Origin of the sequence: Salinivibrio sp. PR919 (assembly GCF_001995355.1) — a bacterium.
Classification (GTDB): Bacteria; Pseudomonadota; Gammaproteobacteria; order Enterobacterales; family Vibrionaceae; genus Salinivibrio; species Salinivibrio proteolyticus.
Genome location: NZ_MUFL01000047.1, coordinates 1 through 26,937, shown reverse-complemented (window position 1 = coordinate 26,937; position 26,937 = coordinate 1). Strand labels below are relative to the sequence as shown.

Genomic DNA, 26,937 nt, shown 5'->3' with positions numbered 1-26,937 from the left:
GGGCTGTGGTTAAACGCGAAGACCAACACTGGGATAGAAATCCAAAGAGTGATGGTAAAGTCACCAACGGAAGGGACTTGTGATAGCGCCGCCGTGTTCCACTCTGGGATCAGGTACAGCGACATAAACAGCAAGATACCGACCAGTGGGTAAACCAAGAACTGGGTCACGCGTAGCATGATTTTCTCACCCAGCAGCATGATAGCCATCATACCGAGGATCAGAACCAGTGACAGGATCACGCGTGGCGGTGAGGCCATACCTAGCTGGTTGACTAAGAAAGAATCAACGGTGTTGGTGATACCGACGCCGTAGATCAACACGATAGGATAAATGGCAAAAAAGTAGAGCAGGGTGATGATCTTACCCGCGGTCGCGCCAAAGTGTTCTTCAACCACTTCGGTGATATCGCTGCCGGGCTTCTTTGAAGATAGGACAAAGCGAGATAGGCCACGGTGGGCAAAAAAGGTCATCGGGCCAACAAGCAGCGTCATCACTACGAGCGGCCAGAATCCGTGCATACCGGCGTTAATCGGCAAGAACAGGATACCTGCGCCTACCGCGGTGCCAAAAAGAGAGAGCGCCCAAGTCGTATCTTGTTTGGTCCAGCGCAGGCGCGATGTCGCACTGGTACCTGTGGTCGAGGTCGTTTGCATAACAATACTACTCACATTGTGTAGGGGAACAGAAATCAGGGATGGCGAATTCTGGCGATTTCCACGCAGAAAACCAAGAGCTGGATCGCTATATGAAAAAGAGAGGCGAAACTATTGCACCAAAGTGTGATGATAATCACCTAACATGACGGGATCCGCCAAGATTATCGGCAAAAGTGTCAAGTTTTTTGTTGGTTGAATAAGCACCAATGTGCACTAAAAACAGTACTTATTGCATGGTTTTTGCGGTTATCTTGAGCAAGAGACATGTAATGATAATTGCGTGACCAGCGCGCGCAAAAGTTGTGCTGTTGCACCCCATATTAACCGGTTTTGATGATAAAACGCGGCAACTGGATGCCATTGTCCGTAAAGATAGAAGGATTGTTCGCGGATATGGCCGGGTTGGCACAGGGTATCAAGAGGCACCTCAAAACATTCGGCTACTTCGWTGTCATCCAGTATGAGTTGGTACTGGGGATCCACCCAAGCCAGCACCGGATGAATGTAGTAACCGGTGACGGTGGGCAGAGGACAAAGCTCGCCAATAATGTGTTCGCGGCCAACCTGAATGCCGGTTTCTTCCCACATCTCGCGGGTTGCAGTCGCGATGTTGTCGCAATCGATCGTTTCGCGCTTACCGCCGGGAAAGCTCACTTGGCCCGGATGATGTTTTAAATGATCGGCGCGGCGGGTCAAAATCAGCTGAATGCCGTTGGGGCGCTCGACTAAACCGATCAGTACCGCTGCCGGTTGAAAGTCTAATCCGCGTAGAATGCGGGGGGCGAGTCGAACGCGGTTAAGAATACGATTGTCGTGACGTGCCAGTGGGCTGAGGCTAAAGCGTTGGAGAATGTCATTTGGTTGCAGTGGTGTACGGGCTTTTTTCTCCCCTCGCTCCCAATGTGGGGGAACCGTAGGCGACAAGCTCTCTTGGCTGGCGGCAAGATGGCGGCTGTTTATTGTATGATCGCTGAAATAAGCAGGAGTTGCCGCCACGTGCTGCAAAGGGTGGTCGATGAAGAGTGGGTTATGATCGAGCCCATATTGTGGCTCTGCGGTGGGCGCTCCCTCACCTTGGCTTGAGGCACGCATGGATGCCGCGAAGCGGTGTGATGTCCACATTCGTGGGGGAGCAATATCTGTCATAACAACCTCTCTTTATTCCTGCCGCTTATCCATCAGACTGTGCTAGAACGGGCAGGATACGACTGACCTTATCGAGTGTTTCTTGGTATTCCGCGTCGGCTTCACTGTCGGCAACCAACCCACCGCCTGCCCAGACATGGAGTTGACCTTGATGCCCCACCAAGGTGCGGATGGTGATGCTAGAGTCCATTCGGCCACAACGACTGAGGTAGGCGAAACTTCCGCAATACACATGACGTCGATGCGGCTCAAGCTCTTCGATAATTTCCATGGCACGCACTTTGGGGGCGCCGGTTATCGATCCACCCGGGAAGGCCGCACGTAGCAGTTCAAGCGCACTTTTGTCCTYGGGCAGGGTGCCGGTGACCGTGCTGACCAAATGGTGTACCGCAGGAAAACTCTCTATATCAAAGAGTTTAGGCACAGAAACGCTACCTGGCGAGGCGACACGACCGATATCGTTACGTAACAAGTCAACAATCATCAAGTTTTCCGCCCGATCTTTGCTGGCTGATTTCAACGCGTGGGCGCTGTCAGCATCCTGTTCAGGGTCACTAAAGCGTGGCCGTGTGCCTTTAATGGGTTTGGTTTCGATGTGTTTGTCGTGCACGGATAAAAAGCGCTCCGGCGAGACCGAGAGTACAGCGCTGTCAGCTAAGCGGATAAATCCAGAAAACGGCGCGCCATTACTGGTGGCGAGTTTGCGGTAGGCCTGCCACTCGTCGCCTTGATAGCGTGCGCTAAAGCGTTGGGCCAAGTTGATTTGATAGCAATCGCCAGCATGCAGGTAGTCTTTGACCTTGGCGAACTTGGCGGTGTACTCCGCTTCGCTCATGTTTGCTTGCCAGGTTTCGGTGAGCTCGAATGGCGTGGTTTGCGGCGCCTGCTGGCGGCTAAGCCATGCCCAACGTGTGTCACTATCCGGTGCAATCACCACTGCCGTTTGCTGTTGATGGTCCACAATCAGCGCCCAATCATAAATCCCCACGGCCATGTCGGGCACATCGAGCTCATTACGGGCAATGACTGGCAAGGTTTCCACACATCGGCCTAAATCATAGCCGAAATAGCCCAGCGCCCCGCCAATAAAAGGCCAAGGCTCGATAGCGTCGATATCAGGGAGTAGCTGCGCTTGAAGCGAACTTACCCATGTAAATGGATCGTCGATGTGTGTTTGGGTGTCGCCACTGGCGGTGTAATGGGTGGTAACCTGACCGTTTCGCGCCGTCACGGTGGCAAGAGGATCGGCGACCACAATATCAAAACGACTGTCTGGATGGGTACGGGTTGCCGAGTGCAACAGCATCGCCCAAGGCTGGTGGGCAATGTTATTAAACAGGGTGAGGGCCAAGTCTGTTGCGTAAGGAATCGGTGTAGTGGTCAGCATAGTGGCGTTTTGTGGCTGCATTCTTCTTTTTTGTGATCACGATTGATGCGCTGTATGGCGCGAGAATAGCGCTAAGCGTATCATAGCAAGGCCTTTTCCGGCAGACGCACACTGAATAAACCCGCCGAGGTCATGTAAACCCGCGGTTTCTATAATCACAGGGTGTGCGTGCTCAACAGACGTAACGATAATAACGAGGGGAAGGCTCCCCCACACTGGATACCCGCTTTGGGTCCTGCAAATGACACCAGAGGCAATGATGACCACAATTAAACAGCAAGACGTGATCGAAAGTGTTGCAGATGCCCTGCAATATATCTCTTACTACCATCCCCTTGATTTTGTTCAAGCCCTAGAAAAAGCCTACCACAAGGAGCAAAGCCAAGCGGCGAAAGACGCCATTGCACAAATTTTGATTAACTCGCGCATGTCGGCGGAAGGGCAACGTCCGATTTGCCAAGATACCGGCATTGTGACCTGCTTTGTCAAAGTAGGTATGGCGGTGCAGTGGGATCGCCATGATATGACCGTTCAGCAGATGGTCGATGAAGGGGTGCGACGCGCATACACCAACCCAGATAATCCACTGCGTGCCTCTGTGGTCGCTGATCCTGCCGGTAAGCGCCAAAATACCCGCGATAACAGCCCAGCAGTGGTTCACATTGATATGGTGCCGGGCAATACGGTCGATATTCAAATTGCTGCCAAAGGGGGCGGGTCAGAGAACAAAACCAAGATGGTGATGCTCAATCCGTCGGATGATGTGGCCGAGTGGGTGGAAAAAACTCTGCCTGCAATGGGCGCGGGCTGGTGTCCTCCGGGGATGTTAGGCATTGGTATCGGCGGCACGGCGGAAAAAGCGGCCGTGTTGGCGAAAGAGTCGCTGATGGAGCACATTGATATTCAAGAGCTTATCGACCGTGGTCCAAGCAATGCCGAAGAAGCGCTACGTCTCGATATTTTCAATCGTSTAAACAAGTTGGGTATCGGTGCACAAGGGCTTGGCGGTTTAACGACTGTGGTTGACGTAAAAGTGAAAACGGCTCCCACGCATGCTGCTTCAAAACCTGTGTGTTTGATCCCCAACTGTGCCGCGACTCGCCATGTGCACTTTACGCTTGATGGGACTGGACCGGCGGACCTGACTCCACCGAAATTGGAAGAGTGGCCGCAAGTGACGTGGGAAGTGGGCGACAACGTCCGCCGTGTAAATCTTGATACGGTCACCAAAGAAGATGTGCAGAGCTGGAAAACCGGTGAGACTGTCTTGCTCTCGGGCAAAATTCTGACCGGGCGCGATGCGGCGCATAAACGTATTCAAGAAATGCTACGCAATGGCGAAGGATTGCCCGACGGGGTCGATTTTAACGGCCGCTTTATCTATTACGTCGGCCCTGTGGATGCGGTTCGTGATGAAGTTGTCGGTCCGGCTGGGCCAACCACCTCAACACGTATGGATAAATTTACCGATATGATGCTCGCCGAAACCGGCTTGATGGGCATGATTGGTAAAGCCGAGCGCGGTCCAGCGGCGGTAGAATCGATCAAAAACCACAAAGCCGTTTACTTAATGGCTGTTGGCGGTGCTGCCTATCTGGTATCGAAGGCGATTAAGAAAGCGCGCGTGGTGGCGTTTGAAGATCTGGGTATGGAAGCGATTTATGAGTTTGAAGTCGAAGACATGCCGGTGACCGTCGCGGTTGACTCGCAAGGGCAGAACGCGCACCAAATTGGTCCGGATACTTGGAAAGTGAAAATTGCGGAAATGGACAGCTAGTCTGTCATAAGCAGCAATAAAAAATGCGCCAATTTTGGCGCATTTTTTTAACCGTATCACCACGCGTATGCGTTAGGCGACTTCCTCTTCGTCGAGATCGAATGAGGCGGCAATTAGGTTACGTGTGTATTCGTGTTGCGGGTTATGGAAGATTTCTTCTGGCGTACCTGCTTCCATTACTTTCCCTTTTTGCATCACCATCACGCGATCAGACAGGGCTCGAACCACACTCAAATCGTGGCTGATAAACAGATAGCCGATGTTGTGGCGTTTCTGAATATCTTTCAGCAAGTCGATGACGGTCAACTGGACGGAGCGGTCCAATGCTGACGTTGGTTCATCAAGCAGGATGAATGCTGGGTTGAGGATCAGGGCGCGCGCAATCGCGATACGTTGACGCTGGCCGCCTGAAAACTCATGCGGATAACGGTTAATTGCAGAGCTATCAAGGCGTACTTCATAAAGCGCATCTTTAACGCGATCGAGGCGCTCTTTTTTACTCAGTTCAGGGAAGTGAGTACGAAGGCCTTCGGCGACAATTTCACCCACCGTCATGCGTGGCGATAGCGACCCAAATGGGTCTTGGAACACCATCTGCATATCACGGCACAGCGCTTTGTTTTCGCTGTTTTTAATGTCGTGAATGTCTTGGCCTTTAAAACGCACACTGCCTTCCGCGACGGGGAGCAGACGCATAATGGCACGGCCGAGCGTGGATTTACCGGAGCCAGATTCACCCACGATACCGAGGGTTTCGCCGCGGCGTAGTGACAAACTGATGTTGCTCACCGCTTCAAAATAGCGCTTATTGCCGCCAAAGAAGTCAGCGCCCAAGAAATATTTGATGGTGACGTTATCCACCGACAAGAGATTTTCTGCGTCCTCTTGGGGCGCTTCTTTGCGCCCGCGAGGCACTGCATCAATCAGCATCTTGGTGTAGTCTTCTTGCGGGTCTGCAAACAGTGCTTGGGTTTCGTTAGTCTCTACCACTTCACCTTTACACATCACCACAACACGGTCAGCCAAGTGTTTCACCACGCCTAAATCGTGTGAGATGAACATGATCGCCATGCCCATTTTCTTTTGCAGATCGCCGATCAGGTTCAATACTTCGGCTTGTACGGTTACGTCCAATGCGGTGGTCGGTTCGTCGGCGATCAGCAAATCGGGCTCGTTGACCAGCGCCATTGCGATCATGATCCGCTGTAACTGGCCGCCGGAGAATTCGTGCGGATACTTTTCAAGTGCGCCAGTTGGGTTAGGCAGCTGCACTAATTTCAGCAACTCGATAATGCGCTCTTTGGCTTTCGCAGGTGTGGTGCGGTGGTGGCACTGAATCGCCTCGGTCAGCTGTTCACCGACACGCATGTAGGSGTTCAGTGAGGTCATCGGCTCTTGGAAGATCATGGCAACACGGTTGCCGCGCATCGCTTGCATCTGCTTGGTGGAAAGGCGCAACACATCGGTGTCGTTAAACGAGATTTGTGACTCTGGTTTGACGATGGCGTTGTTGGGGAGCAAGCCCATTACGGCACTGCTGGATACGGATTTCCCCGAGCCTGACTCACCGACAATGGCGAGTGTTTCGCCGGGCATAATGTCAAAGCTGACGTTTTTTACAGCATCAACGATGCCATCGTTCGTGGTAAATGACACGCTTAGATTATTGACACTAAGCAGTGGCTTAGAAGCAGATGAAGACATCATCACCTCACTGGTTGATTATTCGACGTCACTCGCCAGCCCAAGATTGTCGTACAAGGTATCGAGGCATTACACGGGCATGCTCGATACAGGGCTAGCGCTCGATTGTTAGAGACTGAGCGAGTGGCATGCCCACTTGCTCGGGGTCAATCATGTTAGGTTGATATTTGTGAGCCAAGCTCAACAATATATCCCCTAGATGCGGATATCAGCCAGCTGGAGCGACTCATTACCCATTAAGGGAAATGAACAGCTTGCGCCAGTGGAAGAGGTAGGATACGAGTGCCGCGATAACCGAAATGCGCTTTAGGTTACCTCTCCTTGCGAACACGGCTTTTCAACATAATCAGATGTTGATACCAAGCAGCGTGAATATCCATATATCACCCACACAATATACGATTCGGATATAAAAGCAAACTGTTATTAACTGCAAGATTTGCCATGTCAGACTTTGACCTCGCAGACAAAATCACGGCTTTTAGCGTTCGCGATAGTCAATAATCAGGAGGATAAGCAAGGTTTGGGGTGTTTATTTTGCGGGCAACATTTGGCAGGGAGGCTCAGACATCGAGCGTATAAAAGGCGTGCGAATCGTGCAATTCGCACGCCCTGTTAGGTTAGCTGCGATCGAACTCTAAACGTGTCGCGTAGCGCTCGTCACTATGCTGACCGTGCTCGAATGCGACTTGACCGTTCACAATCGTCATATCGATACTTGACCCAAAGGTATGGCCTTCGAATGGTGACCACTGGCATTGGTAGAAGAGGTTGTCTTTATCGACCGTTTGCGTCTGGTTGAGATCAACCAGTACCAAGTCGGCCCAATATCCTTCACGGATAAAGCCACGTTCTTTCACCTGATAACGTACCGCTGGCGCGTGTGAGACTTTTTGCACCACCAAAGGCAAATCGAAAATACCACGATGATAAAACTCAAGTGCCACTTGAAGCGCGTGTTGAACAAGTGGTAAGCCTGCTGGCGCTTTAAAGTAACTGTTTTGTTTTTCTTCAAAGGTGTGAGGGGCGTGGTCGGTGGCAATCACGTCGATTACACCGTCTTTCACCGCTTTGATCAGTGCTTGTTGGTGGTGGGCTTCTTTGACGGCTGGGTTACATTTGATCAAGGTGCCCTTGGTCGCGTAATCATCACGGTTAAAGAATAAGTGATGCACACAGGCTTCCGCGGTGATCTGCTTTTGCTGAAGCGCTTCGAGCGTTTTCGCAGGCTCAAACTGATACAGTTCATCTTCAGTGGTCAAGTGCAGCACATGTAGGCGTGTACCGTGTTTTTTAGCGAGGTTGACCGCCAGCTGGGAGGATTTAAGACACGCTTCTTTGGAGCGAATGTGCGCGTGGGCATCAATCGGCACGTCCTCACCGTATTTCTCGCGATAAATGTTCTCGAGTTCGGTGATCATTGGAGTATCTTCGCAATGGGTTGCGATCAAGGTTGGGCAATCGGCGAAGATAGCGTCAAGGGTGTCAGGATCATTGACCAGCATATTGCCGGTGGAAGCTCCCATAAAGACTTTAACACCACAGGCACTGTTCGGATCGAGGCGACGAATTTCATCAATGTTGTCGTTGGTCGCGCCCAAATAGAAGGCATAGTTAGCGTGGCTGGATTGAGACGCACGTTGATACTTTTCTTCTAAGGCGTCGAGTGTGGTGGTAGGGGGGTTAACGTTGGGCATCTCCATATACGTGGTGATACCGCCTGCGACGGCCGCTTTGGACTCGGTCGCGATGGTTCCCTTTTTGGGGAATCCCGGCTCACGGAAATGCACTTGGTCGTCAATCATACCGGGCAACAAATGTTTGCCTGATGCATCAATCACACGGCAGTCCGCCGCAGCAGGGGCACTAATATCGCGGGCAATCTGAGAGATTCGGCCGTTTTCGACCAGCACATCGGTCTCAACAACTTGTCCTTCGTTGACGACAGAAGCGTTTTTAAATAGCAGGGTGGTCATGTTGTCATCCTTACATGTAAAGGCGTCGGCGCTATAGTAGCGCAAACGATTACCTGATTCAGCCCTTGATTTTACAAGGTGATATAAACATCAATTAACACAAGTTTGACCAAATTGTCGCATGCAACTGCGCTGTACATATTGCCCTTGGCAAAGGGGTACCGCATACTTGGCAGGGTTTATATTTATAAAAGGGAGCACACCATGGCGGAAGAAACCATCTTCAGCAAAATTATTCGCAAAGAAATCCCCGCAGATGTTTTGTATCAGGACGATTTAGTCACTGCTTTCCGTGATATTAACCCGCGTGCGCCTGTGCATATTTTGGTGGTACCAAACAAACTGATCCCCACCACCAATGATGTCAATATTGAAGACGAGTTAGCGCTAGGCCGTATGGTAACGGTGGCGAAAAAACTGGCGGCTGACGAAGGGATCGCTGAAGACGGCTATCGTTTGATCATGAATTGCAACCAACACGGTGGCCAAGAGGTGTACCATATTCACATGCACCTAGTAGGCGGACGCGCGCTGGGCCCCATGGTGGTGAGTTAACCACGGTAAAGCCGACGAAGGTGTGAATGATGTGTAAAAATCAAATCCAAACTTTGATGATTGCACTTGCCTTGGTGTTGGCGGGCTGCGCAGGGAGTCAGTCGACTGACCTGCGCATTGCGCCACACCAAACCGTGGTTTTTGCCGATCCAGAGCTGGCGACGTCGCTATGGGTTAAAGAGACGATGGTTCGTCGCACCCCAAACGGAAATCAAGCATGTGTGTGGTTAGAAAATACGTCTAGTCACCCGCAAACCATGCAGTATCGCTTTAGTTGGTACGATAGCCAAGGGCTCCAATTATCGACCTCTGCGGCGTCTTGGCAATCTGTGACCATTCCTCCCCATACACAGCGCGATATTCATGCGCCGATACCTGATGTCAAGGTTTCGCAGTTTCGTTTAGCCGTCATGCAACCAGAATAATCCCCTTGTTTGTTGGCACTTTTTCACGCTTTTCTGGTCTATTCATTTTTTATTTACGGAGTCATCTCTATGTCCGCATGCTGCGCATTGACGGCCGCTTTACGTAAGCCAAATGCATTGGTAAAAGCATTATCGATGGGGCTATTTGTTGTCACAGTTGCAGGCTGTGCACCTCGCACGCAGCCGATTTATCAGCCGTCGGCGCCAAAAGAAACCACCGTGCAGCACGGGGCGGTGCATGGCAGTTTTAGTCAAGCCATGTGCGCCGCGGTGCAGTCCTTAATGGGCAGTGAAAGCCTGCAAGGCGCCCCTGTTACTTTGGTGCAACCGCTACAAAATCTGACTGACGGTTATATTGACACTGTGGGTGTGTCAAAACAGCTAGAGCAAGGCCTTGCTGCACAAGGGCTGATAGGAACGGTCTCACAGGCGCAAGTCGACGTAGTTCGTCAGTCGCTAGGTTTGGGTGAAGGACAGGTTCTCATTGATCCGACCACGGTGATGCAATACGGGCGCTTACTGGGGGCACAGTATCAGCTTGGTGGTAAGGTCACGGGGCAAGAAGAGAAAACCTTATCACTGCAGCTGATGGATTTGACCACAGGTGTGATTGAATGGCAGGACACTCAGCGTTTTGTCAGTCGTTAATCTTTCCCCCGCGTTAAAAAGCTTACTGGAAGCGGCGTTGTGTAAGCACTATTCAGCGCCCGTTTCGATTCAGCGTGTTACCCCCCTCGAAGGGGGCCTGACCAACCGCTGTTTGCGGATTGATGACTCACAAGGGGGACGCTTTGTGTGGCGGCCCCGAAGTCAGGTGAGTGACGCTTTTGCGATTTCTCGGTCGCGCGAGGCGGCTGCGCAATTGCTGGCCGCTACCTATCGACTTGCCTCCGCACCTGTTTGTCAGTTGTCAGAAGGGCTTTTGGTCCCTTGGGTGGAAGGTGAATCCCTTGATCCGCATTCCGTTGAGAGCCGAGCGATCCTGATCGACGTGTTGGTACGTATTCATTCCATGGAAGGCCGTTTGGATGCGCAAGATGTTTGCACCCAATGCCAGCATTATGAGCAGCAGTTGACCTCGGCAAAGCAGCAAACACTCAAACAGCTGCGTGACAGGCGGCAATGGCAATTACCCACAGATCCGCTCGCCCCTGTGGTGTGTCATATGGATTTGGGTAGTTACAACGTGGTTATTCAGCCAAATGGCGAGCCCTGTGTGCTTGATTGGGAATATGCGCGATTAGGCAGTGCGTGTTTGGACATTGCACTTTTTTGTCGGGCAAACGGCTATACACCGGCACAAGTCGTGTCCGATTATTGTGCGTTGCGATGCATCGAGGGCTCGGCACCGGTGCGCCAAGCTGTAGAGGCATGGCTGCCCTTTGCTGATTATCTCGCGCTATGCTGGTATGAAGTGGGCGCATCATTGTATGGGCTCAACACTTACCAAGAGCAAGCACAGCGGTTATATCGCCAACTGGCGGGAATGGATGAATCATAAGGAGAGTTGCAATGGCTAGGTGGCGTTTTCGCTATGGCTTGATAGGGGGCTTATTACTCGTCCTGACCGGATGCACCACCGAGCTTGCGTATAACACCTTGCCGTTTTGGATTCATTACTACATCGATGACATTGTTAACTTGCGCCCCGAGCAATCTCGCCAAGTGAAAGCAGACCTTGACAAGATTCAGCAATGGCATCGAACCCATGAGTTACCCGCGATAGCTGAACGCTTAGGACTGATCGCCACCCACAGTACCGAGCGACATACCATGGCGCAATTGCGTGACCATCAAGAGGCGGTAAAAGCGCGGATCCACGCGACGCTACAGGCGTTTGTGCCCGCAACGGCCCGTTTACTTGATAGCTTTGATGACCAGCAAGCGCAGGCGCTCACCCAGTGGATGGAAGACGAGATTCAAGAGGCAACCGAACGACGTGCAAAGCGTTCTAAAGATGAGCAATTTGCCTATCAACGTGATGATCTCGAGGAAGATACGGAAGAGTGGATTGGCAGCGCTGCGCGTCATCAACAGCCCTTGTTTGCCGAAATGGCAGAGTATCAACAAGCGGCGATGCCAACGTTCCGTCAGGTACGAGAACGCTTAGTCAGCCGCCTTTTTGCGATTATCAAAAATCGACAGTCGATCGACACTGAGGCCGCGTTGTCAGAGTGGGTGGACGATGTGGTGGCATGGCGAGCAGGACCGGAGACGGAAACCGAAATGGCCATCTACCGTTCACGCCGGTTAGATTGGTTGTTGCGCCTTGACCGTAGCCTTGATGAGGATCAGCGTTCTCAACTGGTCGATAACCTCATTGAGTGGCAAACGCGTCTGAACGAGATGAGCCGCTAGTCCTGTTCCTCTTCCCTTGGATTGGGTAGGGCGTGGGCGTTGCTGTATGCATCAAAGCACCTACCTCATGGTTACGCCAAATACCCTGATTATTTTTAGGGTGATCTTGCTCATTTTTCTGTCAGGGTGGCTATGCTATTGATAGGGGTCACAGCTTTGCGATAACCAAGGATGGCTTTCCATGATCTTATATCTCCACGGTTTTGATTCAACCAGCCCAGGCAACCATGAGAAAGTGTTGCAGCTCCAATTCGTTGATGACGACGTGCGTACCATCAATTACAGCACCATGCATCCAAAACACGACATGCAGCATTTGCTCAAACAAGTACAGACGCAGCTAGACGCGAGTCAGGATCCCAATCCACTGATCTGCGGCGTTGGCTTAGGCGCGTATTGGTCAGAAAGGTTAGGCTTTTTGTGTGGGATCAAGCAGGTTCTGTTTAATCCGAACTTATATCCGCACGAGAATATGACCGGCAAAATTGATCGGCCGGAAGAGTATGAGGATATTGCCACCAAGTGTGTTACGGACTTTCGTCAACGCAATCAACAACGAGCATTGGTGGTGTTATCGCGAGAGGATGAAGTCCTCGACAGTCGCCGCAGTTATCAAGTGTTGTCACCTTTCTATCCTGTCCGTTGGGATGAAACGCAAACTCACAAGTTTAAAAACCTATCGGCACATCTCAACGCCATTGCGGATTTTAAAAAGCAGCCCGCCCTCCATACTTAATCGGTTCCCCAGTCGCAAAGCGGGTCTTTGTGCACTGGGGCGCGTCGAATTGACCGAATAAACATCAACAGCGCCTCAGAGCGATGTGAGATCAATAAAACAACAAATGAGATCGCGTATCACTTGTATTTATATTACAGAGCCGTATTCGGCGTATAAATACTTGGAGCCGTTATGTTGGTTGATCTTACACCGTTCGATGAGACGATTTTGGGCACGCATACCCCAGACCCATTGCGTTTTGCCTTCCCGCCGAAAAAACACGCCCACGCGGCGACCCATCAAATGCCTTTACCGCTCGAACAAGGAGTGGCAGCTGTTACACAACAGCTATTATCACTGCCAGCGCAATCTGGACCGCGGTGTTTATATATCCATGTGCCGTTTTGTCGAGTGAGGTGCACTTACTGTCACTTTTTTCAACATGCGGCGAGCCGCACACTGATTGACAGCTACTTCGCGGCTTTACTCAAAGAGCTTGGTATGAAAGCAGCGATGCCATGGACCCAAGCGCAGCCTTTTGAGGCGGTGTATGTCGGAGGGGGAACACCCACTGCGTTGTCAGCAGAGCAATTGCAGCAATTGGGTCAGGAAATTCGTCGCCAATTTTGGCTCACGCCCGACTGCGAAATCACCCTTGAGGGGCGAATCAATGGTTTTGATGATAATGCGTTCGAGCATGCGCTTGATGGGGGATTTAACCGCTTCTCGTTTGGGGTACAGAGCTTTAATACCCAAGTCCGCCGCGCGGCAAAACGTTTAGATGATGGTGACACTGTGCGTGAGCGTATTCACGCATTGAGTGCCCGTCAGGAAGCGACGATTGTGGTGGATTTGTTGTATGGCTTGCCTTATCAAACGGCTGAGATCTTTAGGCAAGATGTGGCCGACTATCTGCAAACCGGCGCCAATGGCATTGATCTCTACCAATTGGTGGTGGCGCCAAATACGCCGATGCTGCGCATGGTCGAGCAAGGGACAATGCCCCCGCCGGCAACGACGGCAGAAAAAGCCAGCTTGTTTGCGCAGGGCGTTAGTTTGATGGACAAACATGATTGTCGACGACTCAGTGTTAATCACTGGGCACGTGATCAACGTGAGCAAAGTCGTTACAACCGGCTCGCCAAGCACGGTGCCGATATTTTACCGCTAGGGTGTGGTGCCGGTGGCAGTATTGACGGTATCGGGATCATGCAGCATCGCGAGCTGGCATCCTATCTTGATGCAATGCAAACCAACACCATGCCGATTGCGCGCGTTGTAGACGCTGTGGAGCATCGTCGAGTGTATGATGCTATCAAAGCGGGATTAGATATGGGTGTGCTTCACGCGGATACGTTACCTCCTTGGCAAGGGATGAGCGTGTTTCAGTATCTCTCGCCGCTATTCGCGGTCTGGCAGCAACATGGATTGGTAACATTATGTGAAAATAAATTACAACTTACTCTTGCTGGTCAGTTTTGGTCCGTAACGCTTGCTCAAGCCTGCATTTATGTCTTGCAGTCACTCTAACCATCGGAATTTAAAATTCAACTGCTTATCGTCAGCTACCTTCATTTCGAAGAAAAGTGTAAGAAAAGGGCGAAATTTCACTTGTCTTGGCAACAGATTATGGTGTTTTATTTCATCATATAAAGGCGGCCGAATCCGAATCTATGCTCGAAGTAGGCGACGTTTTCCGGCAGAATACGCATAGCGCTCCGGCCATAAAGAACAATGAACAATACGTAGCGTGCGAGAAACAAACTGTAATTTGATTACTGGCCCAATCCCATTTTTGTCAGTGACTATATAAGTGACTGATGTATAAGTTTTTAATTAGGTAAGGATGTAGAAGTGACCAAAATTATCGTTGTCGGTGGCGGTGCAGGCGGGCTAGAGCTTGCAACCAAACTGGGCCGAACGTTAGGCCGCAAGCGTCGTGCACAAATCACCTTGGTGGATAAAAACAGTAGCCACCTATGGAAGCCATTGCTTCATGAAGTGGCAACCGGCTCAATGGATGAGGGCGTTGATGCTTTGAGCTATCGTGCTCATGCCAAAAATCATGGGTTCGATTTCCAAATGGGGACCTTGTGGGACATTGATCGCGACCAGAAAGTGATCACCTTGGCGCCCATGTACGATGAAAATAACGAACTGCTGATGCCTGAGCGTGAGCTCGAGTACGACATCTTAGTGATGGCGATTGGCTCGACCTCCAACGATTTCAACACGCCGGGCGTTCGTGACCATTGTATCTTCCTCGATAATCCTAAACAGGCTCACCGCTTCCGTGCGGAAATGAACAACGAATTCTTGCGTTTGCATGCTAAACACGGCCAAGGCAGTGTAGATATTGCGATTGTGGGCGCAGGAGCGACTGGTGTTGAGCTATCAGCAGAGCTGCACAATGCCATCAAAGAGCTGCGTAACTACGGTTTCCGTGATTTAGATAGCTCGAAACTGAACGTGACCTTGGTGGAAGCCGGTGAGCGCATTTTGCCAGCGCTGCCTACTCGTATCTCGAGTGCTGCGCACCAAGAGCTGCTGAAGCTGGGTGTCACGGTGAAAACCAATACCTTCGTCACTAAAGCAGACGACCAAGGCTTGGAAACCAAAGAGGGTGAGCGTATTCACGCCGATATTATGGTGTGGGCTGCTGGGATCAAGGCTCCGGATTTCTTGAAAGATATCGCTGGTTTGGAAACCAATCGCATTAATCAGTTGGTCGTGAAAAACACACTTCAGACGTCGCGTGATGACGACATCTTTGTGATTGGTGACTGTGCAGCGTGTACGCAAGCCGATGGCAGCATGGTACCGCCACGTGCACAGTCAGCGCACCAGATGGCAAGCCGCTGCTTTAGCAACATTGTTGCTAAACTAAATGGTCGTGAGCTCAAGCCTTATGTGTTTAAAGATCATGGTTCACTGGTTTCGCTCAGCCGCTTCTCTACGGTAGGCAGCTTGATGGGTAATCTGACCAAAGGCTCGATGATGATCGAAGGGCGGATTGCTCGTGTGGTATACATCTCTTTGTATCGGATGCACCAAATTGCATTGCACGGTTACGTGAAAACTGGCCTGATGATGCTGGTAGGGCGGATCAACCGCGTGCTACGCCCAAGTTTGAAGCTGCACTAAACACGTGTAAAGCTTTGCTAAAACAGACTATAAACCCCAGGACCGAGGCTTGCCTCGGTCTTTTTGATTTGTGTCAATTAAATTAGACAATTTTTTCGCGCGCGTCCTGATCAGTCACTATTTTCATATTAGTGGTGACTAAATAATAACAATCAGGAGGAGCAATGCGTTCAATTATTACTACGGTCGCGATTGCGATTGGATTAATGTCCAGTCAATTCGCCTCGGCGTTACCTCGTAACGAACCGGTGACACCTATTACCCCACCAGAAGAAATTCATATCGGGAAAGCGGAACTGGGTAAAAAGTTGTTTTTTGACCCTAGGCTATCCAAATCGGGATTCATTTCTTGTAACTCGTGCCACAACCTCAGTATGGGCGGCAGCGATAACTTAAAAACGTCCATTGGGCATAATTGGCAACAAGGTCCAATCAACTCACCGACGGTATTAAACTCAAGCCTTTCTATTGCGCAATTTTGGGATGGACGAGCGGCTGATTTGAAAGAGCAGGCCGGAGGACCGATTGCTAATCCCGGAGAGATGGCATCTAGCCATGTTCTGGCGATTGATGTTCTACAATCGATCCCTCAGTATGTGCGTGAGTTTAATCAAGTATTTGGTGTTACTGAGATCACGATTGATCATGTCACCGATGCCATTGCTGAGTTTGAGCGTACATTAGTGACACCGAACTCGCCATTTGATCAATGGCTTATGGGCGATGATAACGCGATCAGTGATTATGAGTTGGCTGGTTATCGCCTATTTGTTGAATCAGGATGTGTCGCTTGTCATAACGGTAGTGCGCTTGGTGGCACATCGTTTCAGAAAATGGGCTTACTCGAGCCGTATCAGACGGATAACCCCGTCGAGGGACGTATCGCAGTGACAGGGAAAGACGCTGATCGCTTTATGTTTAAAGTACCGACTCTGCGTAATGTGACATTAACTTATCCCTATTTTCATGATGGAGAAGCACAAACACTCACTGAAGCAGTAGATATCATGGGTCGTTTGCAATTGGGTCGTAAATTCACAGATGAAGAAAACGCGAAGATTGTTGCTTTCTTACATACGCTGACGGGCGATCAGCCAAGCTTCGACTTGCCAATACTGCCACCGTCGAACGACGATACGCCAGTACCTCAGCCATTTGAAGACTAGTCAACCTCGCCAGCTTTTTATCCTGAATAGGATCATTAGCTGGCGTGTTGCCTAAAAGATAGTAGTTGCCGCTTGACGTGAAAGTCGTCACAATAGCGCCGTAATCAAGATTATTGATATCACTTCTAGAGCAACCCTCCTGACGCCGAGTTTTTCTCATACCACGATATTGATATTCATGACCCTAAGTGATGGGCCATGCGGCCTGTGACGACATTTTTTATTTATTGAGATCAATTAATGAGTTTCTCCTCTTTAGGACTATCTGCACCACTATTGAAAGCCGTGCAAGAGCAAGGCTACACCACACCTTCACCGATTCAGGAAAAAGCAATCCCTGCGGTGATTGAAGGCCACGATGTCATGGCGGCCGCGCAAACCGGTACCGGTAAGACCGCGGGCTTTACCTTACCGATTTTGGAGCGTTTGCAGGCGGGTAAACGTGCTCGCCCTAACCATGTACGTACCTTGATCCTGACGCCAACGCGCGAGCTTGCTGCGCAAGTGCACAAAAACGTGGAGCAATACAGCCAATACACGTCGCTTAGCTCAACCGTGGTATTTGGTGGTGTGAAGATCAATCCGCAGATGATGAAACTTCGCAAAGGCGCTGATGTGCTGGTGGCCACACCGGGACGCTTGCTGGATCTGTACCAGCAAAATGCCGTGCGCTTTTCTCAGCTTGAAGTGCTGGTCTTGGACGAAGCCGACCGTATGCTCGATATGGGCTTTATTCGTGACATTCGTAAGATCTTGGGCTTGCTGCCGGCTAAGCGCCAGAATTTGCTGTTCTCCGCCACGTTCTCGGACGAAATTCGCCAACTGGCGAAAGAGCTAGTCAACAATCCGGTAGAGATCTCAGTCAATCCTGCGAACCAAACCGCTACTGGGGTAGAGCAATGCATTTATCCTGCGGATAAGAAGAAAAAAGCGCCGATGCTATTATCACTGATTGCCGATAATAATTGGCAGCAGGTGTTAGTGTTTAGCAAAACCAAACATGGCGCTAACCGTTTGTCGCGTTATCTCGAAGAGTACGGTGTCAGCGCGGCGGCGATTCATGGCAATAAGAGTCAAGGCGCGCGAACGAAAGCGTTAGAGAAGTTTAAAACCGGTGAAGTACGGGTATTGGTTGCCACGGATATTGCCGCACGAGGGATCGATATTGCCCATTTACCGCAAGTGGTAAATTTTGATTTACCCCATGTGGCAGAAGACTATGTTCACCGCATTGGTCGTACTGGTCGTGCAGGTGCCGTGGGCAATGCAGTATCTTTGGTTTGTGCGGACGAAGCGAAAGATTTGTTCGCCATTGAACGCCTTATTAAACAGGTATTGCCACGTCATACTCTAGCGGACTTTCCCGTCACGAATCCGTTGCCAGAGTCGAAATTGGATACGCGTCCGGTAAAGCCAAAGAAACCGAAAAAGAATAAACCGCGTCAAGATGGACAGCGCTCTGGCGATAACGCGCGCGGACACAAACCGGTGAGTAAAAATCGACGTCATACCGATAGCGCAGGCGACGGTAAGTCACGTGGTACCGGCAATCGCCCACCACGCACGCGCAGCGATAGCAACGGCGCGAACAAGCCACGCCGAGCGCGACCCGCTGCGGTAAAAAACAGCGCATAACCGAGACGCTGTGTACTGAACAAGAATAAAAAACCGGCCATTTGCCGGTTTTTTATGATCTAATTTCAGTATCCTTCAAACGATTAGATCAATAGCCCATTAGTGGCCAGGGTTAGTTTGCCTTTCTTACTTGAATAATCATGCCCATCATGGGGTTATCCAAATAGTGGGTCTCGCCACTGCGCATCCGTCGTTTGTGCGTGAAAGCATAGGGCTGCAAGAAACGTTGGATGTGATACTGCTTTTTCACCTTTTCCAAGCCTGCTACCTGTACATTGTTGGTACTCGTTGCCGCACCTTGTTGTGCGTCTGAGGTTTGCAACGGCATATCGATAATRTCTTCAACCAGCGCCCGTCGCTCGCTGGGCTCGCGTAGCACCATATCGGCCTCGACAAACAAGTAATGCTGTACATAGACGCGTAGTGTCCCATCAAGCTCATAGAGCGGCTGGCGAGGAGGGAGAGTATCCAATGATTGCTCTTCCCACTGCGATTCGGTTGTAGAAGCGGTTGCGCTTGTTGGTGCAGCAGGTTGGGCCGTGATCGGGGTGCCATCTGCGTTAAACCGGTCGCTATAATCTCGGCCCGCGCTAACCCGCAGTAGGGGAAGTGCTGCGCGCCCGCTATCATCTTGACGCCAAGCCACGTGCACCATCGGGGTGAAGCCTGCGTGGTTGGCCAGCTTGTTGTATGCGTCCGTTAATTGCCATTGGCTACGCGGTAGCGGGGTCAGGCCTGCGTTTTGTAATGCAGTTGTATTAGTGACTGGAACCGCTCGATTGACCGACTGGATATCGGCTTGAGCGGGCCAGCTTTCTTGGACGCTCGCGGGGTCTTGATTGCGTTTAAACACAATCAGCTCGACATCATAAAGTCGTTTAGCCAAAGCCGGCTGACTGATGGCTATGAGCAGTAATGCCCAAATGCTTTGCTTGGCAATGCGCGTTAGCCAGCCTTGTGGTTGACGTTGATGGTTTTTCACAGGTTACTCCGTTCTCTTTGGCAAGCCAGTCTGATCGCCGATTAGGCGACCAGTTGGTGACTTGCAAATTGAGTCAACAGCTCATCAATAAAGTTCATCCGCTCACGTCGGTCAGTGAGGTTTTCGACAAACTTAATTTTGGTTGGCCCATCAAATTTATATTTGTCTGGACGCGATTGTAACAGTCCCACTAAGAATCCGGGATCAATTTGCGCATCCTCATGAAATTCAACCACCCCTCCGCGGTCACTGGCTTCGATTTTCTTCACTCCTAGGTGTGCCGCCCGTAACTTGATTTGTTGGATATGTAACAAGTTTTTGGTGGCATCAKGGAGCAGCCCAAAGCGATCAATTAACTCGACTTGAAGCTCTTGAATATCATCATTCGATTTCGCGCTGGCGATGCGTTTATACATCGACAAACGGGTGTTGATGTCAGGGATATAGTCATCCGGCAGCAGAGCGGGGAGTCGAAGCTCGACGTCGGTTTGCTCTTTTAACAGCGCATCCAAGCTCGGCTCTTTGCCTTCTTTTAGCGCCTCGACGGCTTGCTCAAGCATGTCCATGTAGAGGGTAAAGCCAATCGATTGAATTTGGCCGCTTTGCTCATCCCCCAACAGCTCTCCGGCCCCGCGAATTTCTAAATCATGGGTGGCAAGGGTAAAACCAGCGCCCAGATCTTCGAGTGAGGCAATGGCTTCTAATCGCTTGGCAGCATCCTTGGTCATCCGCTTGGGATGTGGGGTTAGTAGGTAGGCATAGGCCTGATGGTGCGAGCGACCGACACGTCCACGCAGTTGGTGGAGCTGAGCTAAACCAAAGTGGTCGGCACGGTCAATAATGATGGTGTTCGCGGACGGCACATCGATACCGGTCTCAATGATGGTGGTACACACCAAGACGTTGTACTTTTGATGATAAAAATCGCTCATGATCCGCTCGAGTTCACGCTCACGCATTTGACCATGGGCCACGGTTACGCGCGCTTCAGGGATCATTTCACTGATTTCATTCGCGGTTTTTTCAATTGTTTCGATGTCATTGTGCAAGAAATACACTTGACCACCGCGCATAATTTCGCGCAACAACGCTTCTTTGACCAAGGTGTCTTCGCGCTCGCGGACAAAGGTTTTTACCGCCAAGCGGCGGGATGGGGGCGTGGCGATGATCGAGAGATCGCGCATGCCACTCATGGCCATGTTGAGCGTACGCGGGATCGGGGTTGCCGTGAGGGTGAGAATATCAATGTTGGCGCGCATCGCTTTGATTTTCTCTTTTTGGCGGACACCAAAACGGTGTTCCTCATCCACGATGAGCAAGCCCAGATCACGTAGCTTCACATCCGCTTGCAGCAGTTTATGGGTGCCAATCAAAATATCGATTTTTCCCTCGGCACAGTCGGCCAAAATGGCTTTTTGTTCTTTCGCTGATTTAAAGCGAGAAAGTACCTCGACGCGGACCGGTAAGTTGGCAAAGCGGTCACGGAAGTTTTCGAAATGTTGCTGGGCAAGCAAGGTGGTCGGCACCAGCACGGCGACTTGTTTGCTGTTATTGACGGCAAGAAACGCAGCCCGCATGGCTACTTCGGTTTTACCAAAACCGACATCACCACACACTAAGCGATCCATGGCAATGGGGCGGCACATATCCGAGAGGACCGCGTTAATGGCTTGGGATTGGTCCGGCGTTTCTTCGAACGGGAAGCTGGATCGAAATACTTGATAGGCTTCTTTGTCATGTTTGAAGGCAAAGCCAGGCTTGGTTTCACGCTTGGCATAGACATCCAACAGCTCTGCAGCGACATCGCGCACTTTTTCTGCCGCGCGACGACGCGCTTTCTCCCATGCTTCGCCCCCGAGTTTATGGATAGGCGCTGCATCTTCCGCGCCACCGGAGTAGCGGCTAATCAAGTGTAACGCACTGACCGGCACATAAAGCTTGGCGCCTTGCTGGTATTCAAGGGTCATGTACTCGGTTTTGAGTCCACCGGCTTCAAGTGTTTGCAGTCCTTGATAGCGACCGATGCCATGCTCAAGATGAACCACGGGTTGTCCCGGTTTGAGCTCGGCCAAACTGCGTATCACGGCATCGTTGTTGACGCTTTGCTTCCGCTTATCACGACGACGTTGCTGTACAGCACGCTCGCCAAACATGTCGCTTTCACAAATCAGGGCAAATTGACGAGTGTTATCAATAAAGCCTTGGTCAACCGGCCCAATGATAAGACTGAATCGGCCCGGTTGCGCCAGCGCGTCTGAGAGCGACGACGCGACCATGGGGCGGATTTTGGCTTGGGTCAACAGATCAAGCAGTGCCTCGCGGCGACCTTCCGATTCGACCGAGAATACCAAGTGACCGCCAAATTGTTCACTGAATTGACGCAGTGCGGCTAGCGGTTCTTTGGCTTGATGATTGACCGTTAACGTCGGCAGTGGAGAGATATCGACATTCTCACGGCCTGCTTTTTCTGTGACGTTGTCACTTGATAGGCGCAGTTGCGGATAATCTTTCAAGTGGCTAAACAGCTGGTCTTTATTAAGCCAAATAGCGTGCGGCGGTAATAGCGGACGTAAGGGGTCCACACGGCGCTGGTCGTAGCGGTGTGCCACGTCATCGAGAAAGTGTGTCATCGCCGCTTCGATATCACCCACGGTTAAAATCAGGGTGTTATCGGGCAAGTAGTCGAACAGGGTTTCGGTTTGGTCGAAAAACAGCGGTAGCCAGTATTCAATCCCTGCCGGCCATGTTTTTTTGCTGACTTGTTGGTAGACAGATTCCGGTTCTCGGCGGGCTTCAAAGTGCTCGCGGAAGCGGCCACGGAAAAACTCAACGGCGGCATCATCGGTGGGAAATTCGTGCGCAGGCAGCAATTGAATTTGCGCTAACTCACCCGTCGAACGCTGATTCTCTGGATCGAATTGACGAATCGTGTCCACTTCATCATCGAAAAAGTCGATGCGATAAGGCTCATCACTGCCCATCGGAAATAAATCAAGGATCGAACCGCGGCTGGCAAATTCACCGTGCTCCATGACTTGGTCAACATGGCGATAGCCAGCATCCGTCAGTTGGTCGCGCAGCTTCTCGAGCGACAGAATGTCACCTTTTTTCACCATCAATGCATGCTGATGGAGAAACTGCTTTGGCGTCACACGTTGTAAGGCGGTACTCGCCGGCGCGATCAGTACGCCGTCGCGTTGGGTCGGCAGTTGGTACAGGCACGCCAGTCGTGCAGAGATAATATCTTGATGGGGCGAGAAGCTGTCATAAGGCAAGGTTTCYCAGTCGGGAAAAATATCGCATTGCCCCTCGGTAAATTGGCTGATCGCGGGCTGCAAGCGAACTGCAGTTTGGTTATCGGGCACCAACAAAAAAATGGGTCCCTGATGTTGCTGACGAATGTTGGCGACGGCAATCGGTAACGCCGCACCCGTTAAGTTGCCTAGGTGTTTGACGTCACCCGCACCACGGGGAAGGGTAAACGTGTATAGCGGTTGTTGAGTCATGAATTTAACTGCTTGATTTGTTTCGGTTGAGTGCGCGCTTTCGCAAAAGCTTTTGCTGATGATGTAAGGCGGCGCGGATCAGAGTGTCTCGGTCGTCTTCCAATAAGCGTGTATATTGGATTTGGATCAAATACTGAGGTGGATGGTCATCGTCAGGCGCTTTTTTTTCACAGTGGGTGACCACGCCATAGCAATAAATCGCTGTGGGCGGAAAATCAAGAAACAGCTTCACACGCACATGGTCGCTCTGTTTTAGTGGTGTGGGGCTTAGATAGGCAAAGCTGCTTGCGCCGAATGCATGGGTGGTGAAGCGCTGAGCGGGATCGTCTTCTTGACTGAGCATATAGCCCATCATTAAGGTGAGCTTTTCGTTTTGCGCTTGCAAGATACGGTACAGTGCTGAGGCATCGTCCGGCTCAAGAGATTGTAACTCTTTTTCAACCTCGTTATCGACTTGGCCACATTGGCTTGCTACCCGAAAGGGCGCGGGGATTTCCGCCATAAATGCATCCGCATCGGGTTGGGCTTGGCTATCTTGAAGCGGCTCAACATTAATGCGTATTGCGGCTCTTACAGAAAAGTACTCGTCTTGGCTCATCACTGTGCCTTATCTTGCAGTCATTTCATGATTATCACGCACCCGTCGCGTTAGGTAAAGTTTCAAGACCGCCTTATCGGGCGTCAACGTGCGCTTCTGGGCAGTATCCGTCAATATTCAGTCAAATCGGTGTGTAAACTTGGCGACATTCGCTCAGGCAGGTATGCTTTGCAGCGAATCAAAACAATAAGCTAGGTGCACTATGTATCAACCCTTATCGGTGTTTATTGGCTTGCGGTATTTGCGCGGCCGATCGGCCGATCGTTTTGGGCGATTTGTGTCGTCTATGTCTACTGCAGGAATTGCCATAGGTGTGCTCGCTTTGATCACCGTGTCATCAGTGATGAATGGCTTTGAAGCCCAGTTAAAAGGCCGCATTTTAGGCGTACTGCCGCATGCGGTCATCGCGGACGGACAAACGGCAGCGGTAAAAAACCGCGTTGAACAATGGCCACATGTGGTGGCGACCGCTCCCATTCAAACCACAGAGGCGGTGTTACAAAGCCGAACAGGGCTGAGTGCAGGATTGTTAGAAGGAATTGATCCAACCGCTTATGAGCCGTTGGCAGACCATCTGTTACAAGGGGATATTCAAGCGTTAGCCGAGGGTCGTTATCAAATCATCATTGGCCGGGCGATGGCGAGCAATTTACGTTTACGTGTTGGCGATCAGGTGCGCGTGATGGTCACCAGTGCGAGCCAGTTTACCCCGATTGGGCGGATCCCTGCGCAGCGTTTATTCACCGTGGCGGGCATTTTTCACACTGGGACTGATGTCGATAATCAATTGATGCTGGCTAACATCCATGATGTCGCGCGTTTAATGCGTATTCCGCCGCAGCAAGCGAAAGATTTACGCCTTTTCCTTGACGATCCCTTTGCGATTACCGATCTCAAACCGATGGCAGAGAGTGCAGCGTGGCAAGATTGGCGCGTCTGGCGTGGAGAGCTTTTTCAAGCGGTGAAGATGGAAAAGAACATGATGAGCTTAATGCTCAGCCTTATCATTATTGTCGCTGCATTCAACATTATTGCTGCCTTAATTATGGTGGTGATGGAGAAACAAGCCGAGGTTGCCATTTTGAAGACCTTAGGCATGCAAAATCGCGATATTGTTGCTGTCTTTATGGCTCAAGGCTCACTCAGTGGGTTATTGGGTGCATTGGTCGGGGGCGTATTGGGGGTGCTTGCGTCCCTCTATATCAATGAAATCATGGCCCTGTTTGGGGTGAGTTTGCTAGGCAATGGCCTTGCGCTTCCCGTGGTCGTCAATCCAACTCACGTCGTTATGGTTATGGTGTTGGCTATTTTGCTGAGCACGTTAGCGACCCTTTTCCCTGCTTTTAAAGCGGCATCTGTTCAACCTGCTGAGGCACTGCGTTATGAATGAGTCTTTGTTGTCCTGTCACCAAATCAGTAAAACCTATCAAGAGGGTGGTCAGGCGATTCATGTATTGAATCAGGTGTCTCTGAGCATTGCATCGGGAGAGCTTGTGGCGATTGTCGGCTCGTCTGGTTCAGGCAAAAGTACCTTGTTGCACACCTTGGGGACGCTTGATACACCGAGCGAGGGTGAGGTGTATTTTGAGGGCAAAGCAATTAGCCAAATGTCTGCGAACCAACAAGCGCAGCTAAGAAACCAAGCGCTTGGATTTGTTTATCAGTTTCATCACCTACTGGCTGACTTTACGGCACTCGAAAATGTGATGATGCCACTGCTGATCAATAAAGTTGCACGCAAGACGGCCACAGCAAGAGCAACGGAGATGTTGAATGCGGTCGGCGTGGGCCATCGTTTATCCCATCGTCCTGCTGAGTTGTCGGGGGGCGAGCGTCAGCGTGTCGCGATCGCACGTGCGTTAGTCAACGATCCTAAGCTGGTTCTCGCAGACGAACCGACGGGGAACCTTGACCATGCGACAGCCTTGGAGATCTATGATTTGATGCGTTCGTTGAATGCACGACATGGGACGGCGTTTCTCGTGGTGACGCATGACAGTGAGCTGGCAGCTAAACTTGACCGCCAAGTGCGAATGCAAGATGGCCAACTGCTTGCTGTGAGTGCCACTGAGGAGGGGCAATGAAACCACTGTCGTTAGCCATTGGACGCCGCTTTAGTCGTGCCCGCCAGCGTAATCGGCTGGTCTCATTTATCTCGTTGTCATCGGTGATTGGCATTGCCATCGGTGTGATGGTCATTATTGTCGGTCTATCGGCCATGAATGGCTTTGAGCGCGAGCTTAATCAGCGTGTGCTCTCTGTGGTGCCGCATGCGCAAGTGTTTGGTGTTAATGGTCCGCTCGAAGACTGGCAGCAAGTAAAGCGCCAAGCCTTGCAGCATCCTCAAGTGGTGGCTGCGGCGCCGTACGTGGAAATGACCGTGTTGATGGAACATGGCAGTGCACTTAAACCTGCCCAGATCCGCGCCGTTTCACCGAGCGACGAATCGGCAGTGAGTCGCATTGGTGCGTTTATTGATGGCGGTTGGGACAGTTTGCCAGCGGGGCAATCAAATATCGTGCTCGGGCAAGGTGTCGCCGATAGCTTAGGCGTGAAGGTAGGCGATTGGTTAACCGTGATGATCCCCGCGGCGGATGCGAGCTTAAAGTTGCGTTCACCTCAGCGAGTGAGAATGCAAGTGGGTGGATTGTTACGGCTGGGCGGACAGATTGATCATGCGTTAGCCTTGATGCGTCTATCTGATGCGCAGCAGTTGATGGCGCTAGATGATGCGGTTACTGGGGTCTCACTCAAAGTTCAGCCGGTGTTGGAGGCACGACGTATCGTCCGAGAGGTCGGTCAAACCCTTTCCGCCTATGTGTACATGAAAGACTGGACCAGTGAATTTGGCTATTTGTATCGCGATATCCATTTGGTGCGTTCGATTATGTATCTGGTCATGGTTTTGGTGATTGGTGTGGCCTGCTTTAACGTGGTATCAACGCTGATGATGTCGGTGAAAGACCGTGCGGCTGATATTGCGATTTTGCGTACGATGGGAGCAGGCGATACCTTGATCCGACGGATTTTTGTTTGGTATGGACTATTCGCCGGTGCGTTGGGGAGCCTGATTGGCAGTGTGCTGGGAGTATTGCTGGCAAGCAATTTAACCCAATTAATCCAATGGGTAGAGCAGGTTGTGGGTCACCGTTTTCTCTCTGGTGATGTGTATTTTATTAACTTCCTACCCAGTGAGTTACG

Annotated in this window: 22 protein-coding genes; 14 read left to right on the top strand and 8 right to left on the bottom strand. The window is 51.1% G+C overall.

Going from position 1 to position 26,937, the window contains the following annotated elements; genetic code table 11:
• From BZG83_RS10260 to pabB, 3 genes are all read right to left on the bottom strand, one after another.
• Positions 1–656 (bottom strand): aromatic amino acid transport family protein (locus BZG83_RS10260; RefSeq protein ID WP_274532437.1); only part of this gene is annotated, 656 nt, incomplete at its 3' end.
• Between the two features lie 249 nt (positions 657–905).
• On the bottom strand, positions 906–1,805 hold the full coding sequence (locus tag BZG83_RS10255) for an NUDIX hydrolase (RefSeq protein WP_077480386.1): 900 nt from the start codon (positions 1,803–1,805) through the stop codon (positions 906–908).
• Between the two features lie 25 nt (positions 1,806–1,830).
• Entirely contained in the window at positions 1,831–3,213 is a 1,383-nt protein-coding gene (gene pabB / locus BZG83_RS10250) for an aminodeoxychorismate synthase component 1 (RefSeq protein ID WP_077480385.1), read from the bottom strand.
• Positions 3,214–3,451: 238 nt separating this feature from the next.
• Between pabB and BZG83_RS10245 the strand changes: the two genes are divergently transcribed.
• A complete protein-coding gene (locus BZG83_RS10245) occupies positions 3,452–4,969 on the top strand; it encodes a fumarate hydratase (RefSeq protein WP_077480388.1) in 1,518 nt (505 codons plus the stop codon).
• Between the two features lie 72 nt (positions 4,970–5,041).
• Here the strand turns inward: BZG83_RS10245 and BZG83_RS10240 are convergent, their stop codons facing one another.
• Positions 5,042–6,673: an ABC transporter ATP-binding protein gene (locus BZG83_RS10240; RefSeq protein ID WP_077480384.1), complete on the bottom strand. Its 1,632-nt coding sequence runs from the start codon at positions 6,671–6,673 to the stop codon at positions 5,042–5,044.
• Between the two features lie 620 nt (positions 6,674–7,293).
• Positions 7,294–8,649 (bottom strand): dihydroorotase, encoded by a 1,356-nt coding sequence (locus BZG83_RS10235; protein ID WP_077480383.1) that lies wholly within the window; start codon positions 8,647–8,649, stop codon positions 7,294–7,296.
• Between the two features lie 204 nt (positions 8,650–8,853).
• On the opposite strand from BZG83_RS10235, the gene hinT reads away from it, so the two are divergent.
• The 10 genes from hinT to BZG83_RS10185 all read left to right on the top strand — a co-directional run bounded on the left by hinT (position 8,854) and on the right by BZG83_RS10185 (position 18,650).
• Positions 8,854–9,204 carry a purine nucleoside phosphoramidase gene (gene hinT, locus BZG83_RS10230; RefSeq protein ID WP_069587271.1) on the top strand — a complete coding sequence of 117 codons (351 nt, stop codon included), beginning with the start codon at positions 8,854–8,856 and terminating at the stop codon, positions 9,202–9,204.
• 26 nt (positions 9,205–9,230) lie between these two features.
• Positions 9,231–9,629: a YcfL family protein gene (locus BZG83_RS10225; RefSeq protein WP_077480382.1), complete on the top strand. Its 399-nt coding sequence runs from the start codon at positions 9,231–9,233 to the stop codon at positions 9,627–9,629.
• 69 nt (positions 9,630–9,698) lie between these two features.
• Positions 9,699–10,277: a hypothetical protein gene (locus BZG83_RS10220; RefSeq protein WP_077480381.1), complete on the top strand. Its 579-nt coding sequence runs from the start codon at positions 9,699–9,701 to the stop codon at positions 10,275–10,277.
• The gene (locus BZG83_RS10215) at positions 10,264–11,130 is read left to right on the top strand and encodes a phosphotransferase (protein WP_158074952.1); all 867 of its coding nucleotides are present in this window, start codon (positions 10,264–10,266) and stop codon (positions 11,128–11,130) included. Before BZG83_RS10220 ends, BZG83_RS10215 begins: the two co-directional genes overlap by 14 nt.
• A gap of 11 nt (positions 11,131–11,141) precedes the next feature.
• A complete protein-coding gene (locus BZG83_RS10210) occupies positions 11,142–11,987 on the top strand; it encodes a DUF6279 family lipoprotein (RefSeq protein WP_077480379.1) in 846 nt (281 codons plus the stop codon).
• A gap of 181 nt (positions 11,988–12,168) precedes the next feature.
• On the top strand, positions 12,169–12,723 hold the full coding sequence (gene ycfP, locus BZG83_RS10205; RefSeq protein WP_077480378.1) for an alpha/beta hydrolase YcfP: 555 nt from the start codon (positions 12,169–12,171) through the stop codon (positions 12,721–12,723).
• Positions 12,724–12,900: 177 nt separating this feature from the next.
• Positions 12,901–14,235, top strand: coding sequence for a heme anaerobic degradation radical SAM methyltransferase ChuW/HutW (gene hutW, locus BZG83_RS10200; protein ID WP_443216371.1), 1,335 nt, complete (start codon positions 12,901–12,903; stop codon positions 14,233–14,235).
• 324 nt (positions 14,236–14,559) lie between these two features.
• Positions 14,560–15,849, top strand: coding sequence for an NAD(P)/FAD-dependent oxidoreductase (locus BZG83_RS10195; RefSeq protein WP_077480376.1), 1,290 nt, complete (start codon positions 14,560–14,562; stop codon positions 15,847–15,849).
• 206 nt (positions 15,850–16,055) lie between these two features.
• Complete coding sequence (locus tag BZG83_RS10190; RefSeq protein WP_443216370.1) at positions 16,056–17,015, top strand: cytochrome-c peroxidase; 960 nt, start codon at positions 16,056–16,058, stop codon at positions 17,013–17,015.
• Between the two features lie 240 nt (positions 17,016–17,255).
• On the top strand, positions 17,256–18,650 hold the full coding sequence (locus BZG83_RS10185; RefSeq protein ID WP_077480374.1) for a DEAD/DEAH box helicase: 1,395 nt from the start codon (positions 17,256–17,258) through the stop codon (positions 18,648–18,650).
• Positions 18,651–18,762: 112 nt separating this feature from the next.
• Here BZG83_RS10185 and BZG83_RS10180 read toward each other — a convergent pair whose 3' ends face one another.
• From BZG83_RS10180 to BZG83_RS10170, 3 genes are read right to left on the bottom strand one after another with little or no spacing between them, the layout of a single operon-like run.
• Positions 18,763–19,632 carry a peptidoglycan binding protein CsiV gene (locus tag BZG83_RS10180; protein ID WP_241828287.1) on the bottom strand — a complete coding sequence of 290 codons (870 nt, stop codon included), beginning with the start codon at positions 19,630–19,632 and terminating at the stop codon, positions 18,763–18,765.
• 41 nt (positions 19,633–19,673) lie between these two features.
• Positions 19,674–23,138 carry a transcription-repair coupling factor gene (gene mfd, locus BZG83_RS10175; protein WP_077480373.1) on the bottom strand — a complete coding sequence of 1,155 codons (3,465 nt, stop codon included), beginning with the start codon at positions 23,136–23,138 and terminating at the stop codon, positions 19,674–19,676.
• Between the two features lie 4 nt (positions 23,139–23,142).
• The gene (locus BZG83_RS10170; protein ID WP_077480372.1) at positions 23,143–23,736 is read right to left on the bottom strand and encodes a PilZ domain-containing protein; all 594 of its coding nucleotides are present in this window, start codon (positions 23,734–23,736) and stop codon (positions 23,143–23,145) included.
• A gap of 202 nt (positions 23,737–23,938) precedes the next feature.
• Here BZG83_RS10170 and lolC point away from each other — a divergent pair, with 202 nt between their 5' ends.
• The 3 genes from lolC to lolE all read left to right on the top strand — a co-directional run.
• On the top strand, positions 23,939–25,126 hold the full coding sequence (gene lolC / locus BZG83_RS10165; RefSeq protein ID WP_077480371.1) for a lipoprotein-releasing ABC transporter permease subunit LolC: 1,188 nt from the start codon (positions 23,939–23,941) through the stop codon (positions 25,124–25,126).
• Positions 25,119–25,820, top strand: coding sequence for a lipoprotein-releasing ABC transporter ATP-binding protein LolD (lolD, locus tag BZG83_RS10160; protein ID WP_069587298.1), 702 nt, complete (start codon positions 25,119–25,121; stop codon positions 25,818–25,820). The genes lolC and lolD overlap by 8 nt, the downstream gene beginning before the upstream one ends.
• A partial coding sequence (lolE, locus tag BZG83_RS10155) for a lipoprotein-releasing ABC transporter permease subunit LolE (protein WP_077480370.1) occupies positions 25,817–26,937 on the top strand: 1,121 nt, incomplete at its 3' end. The genes lolD and lolE, both read left to right, overlap by 4 nt.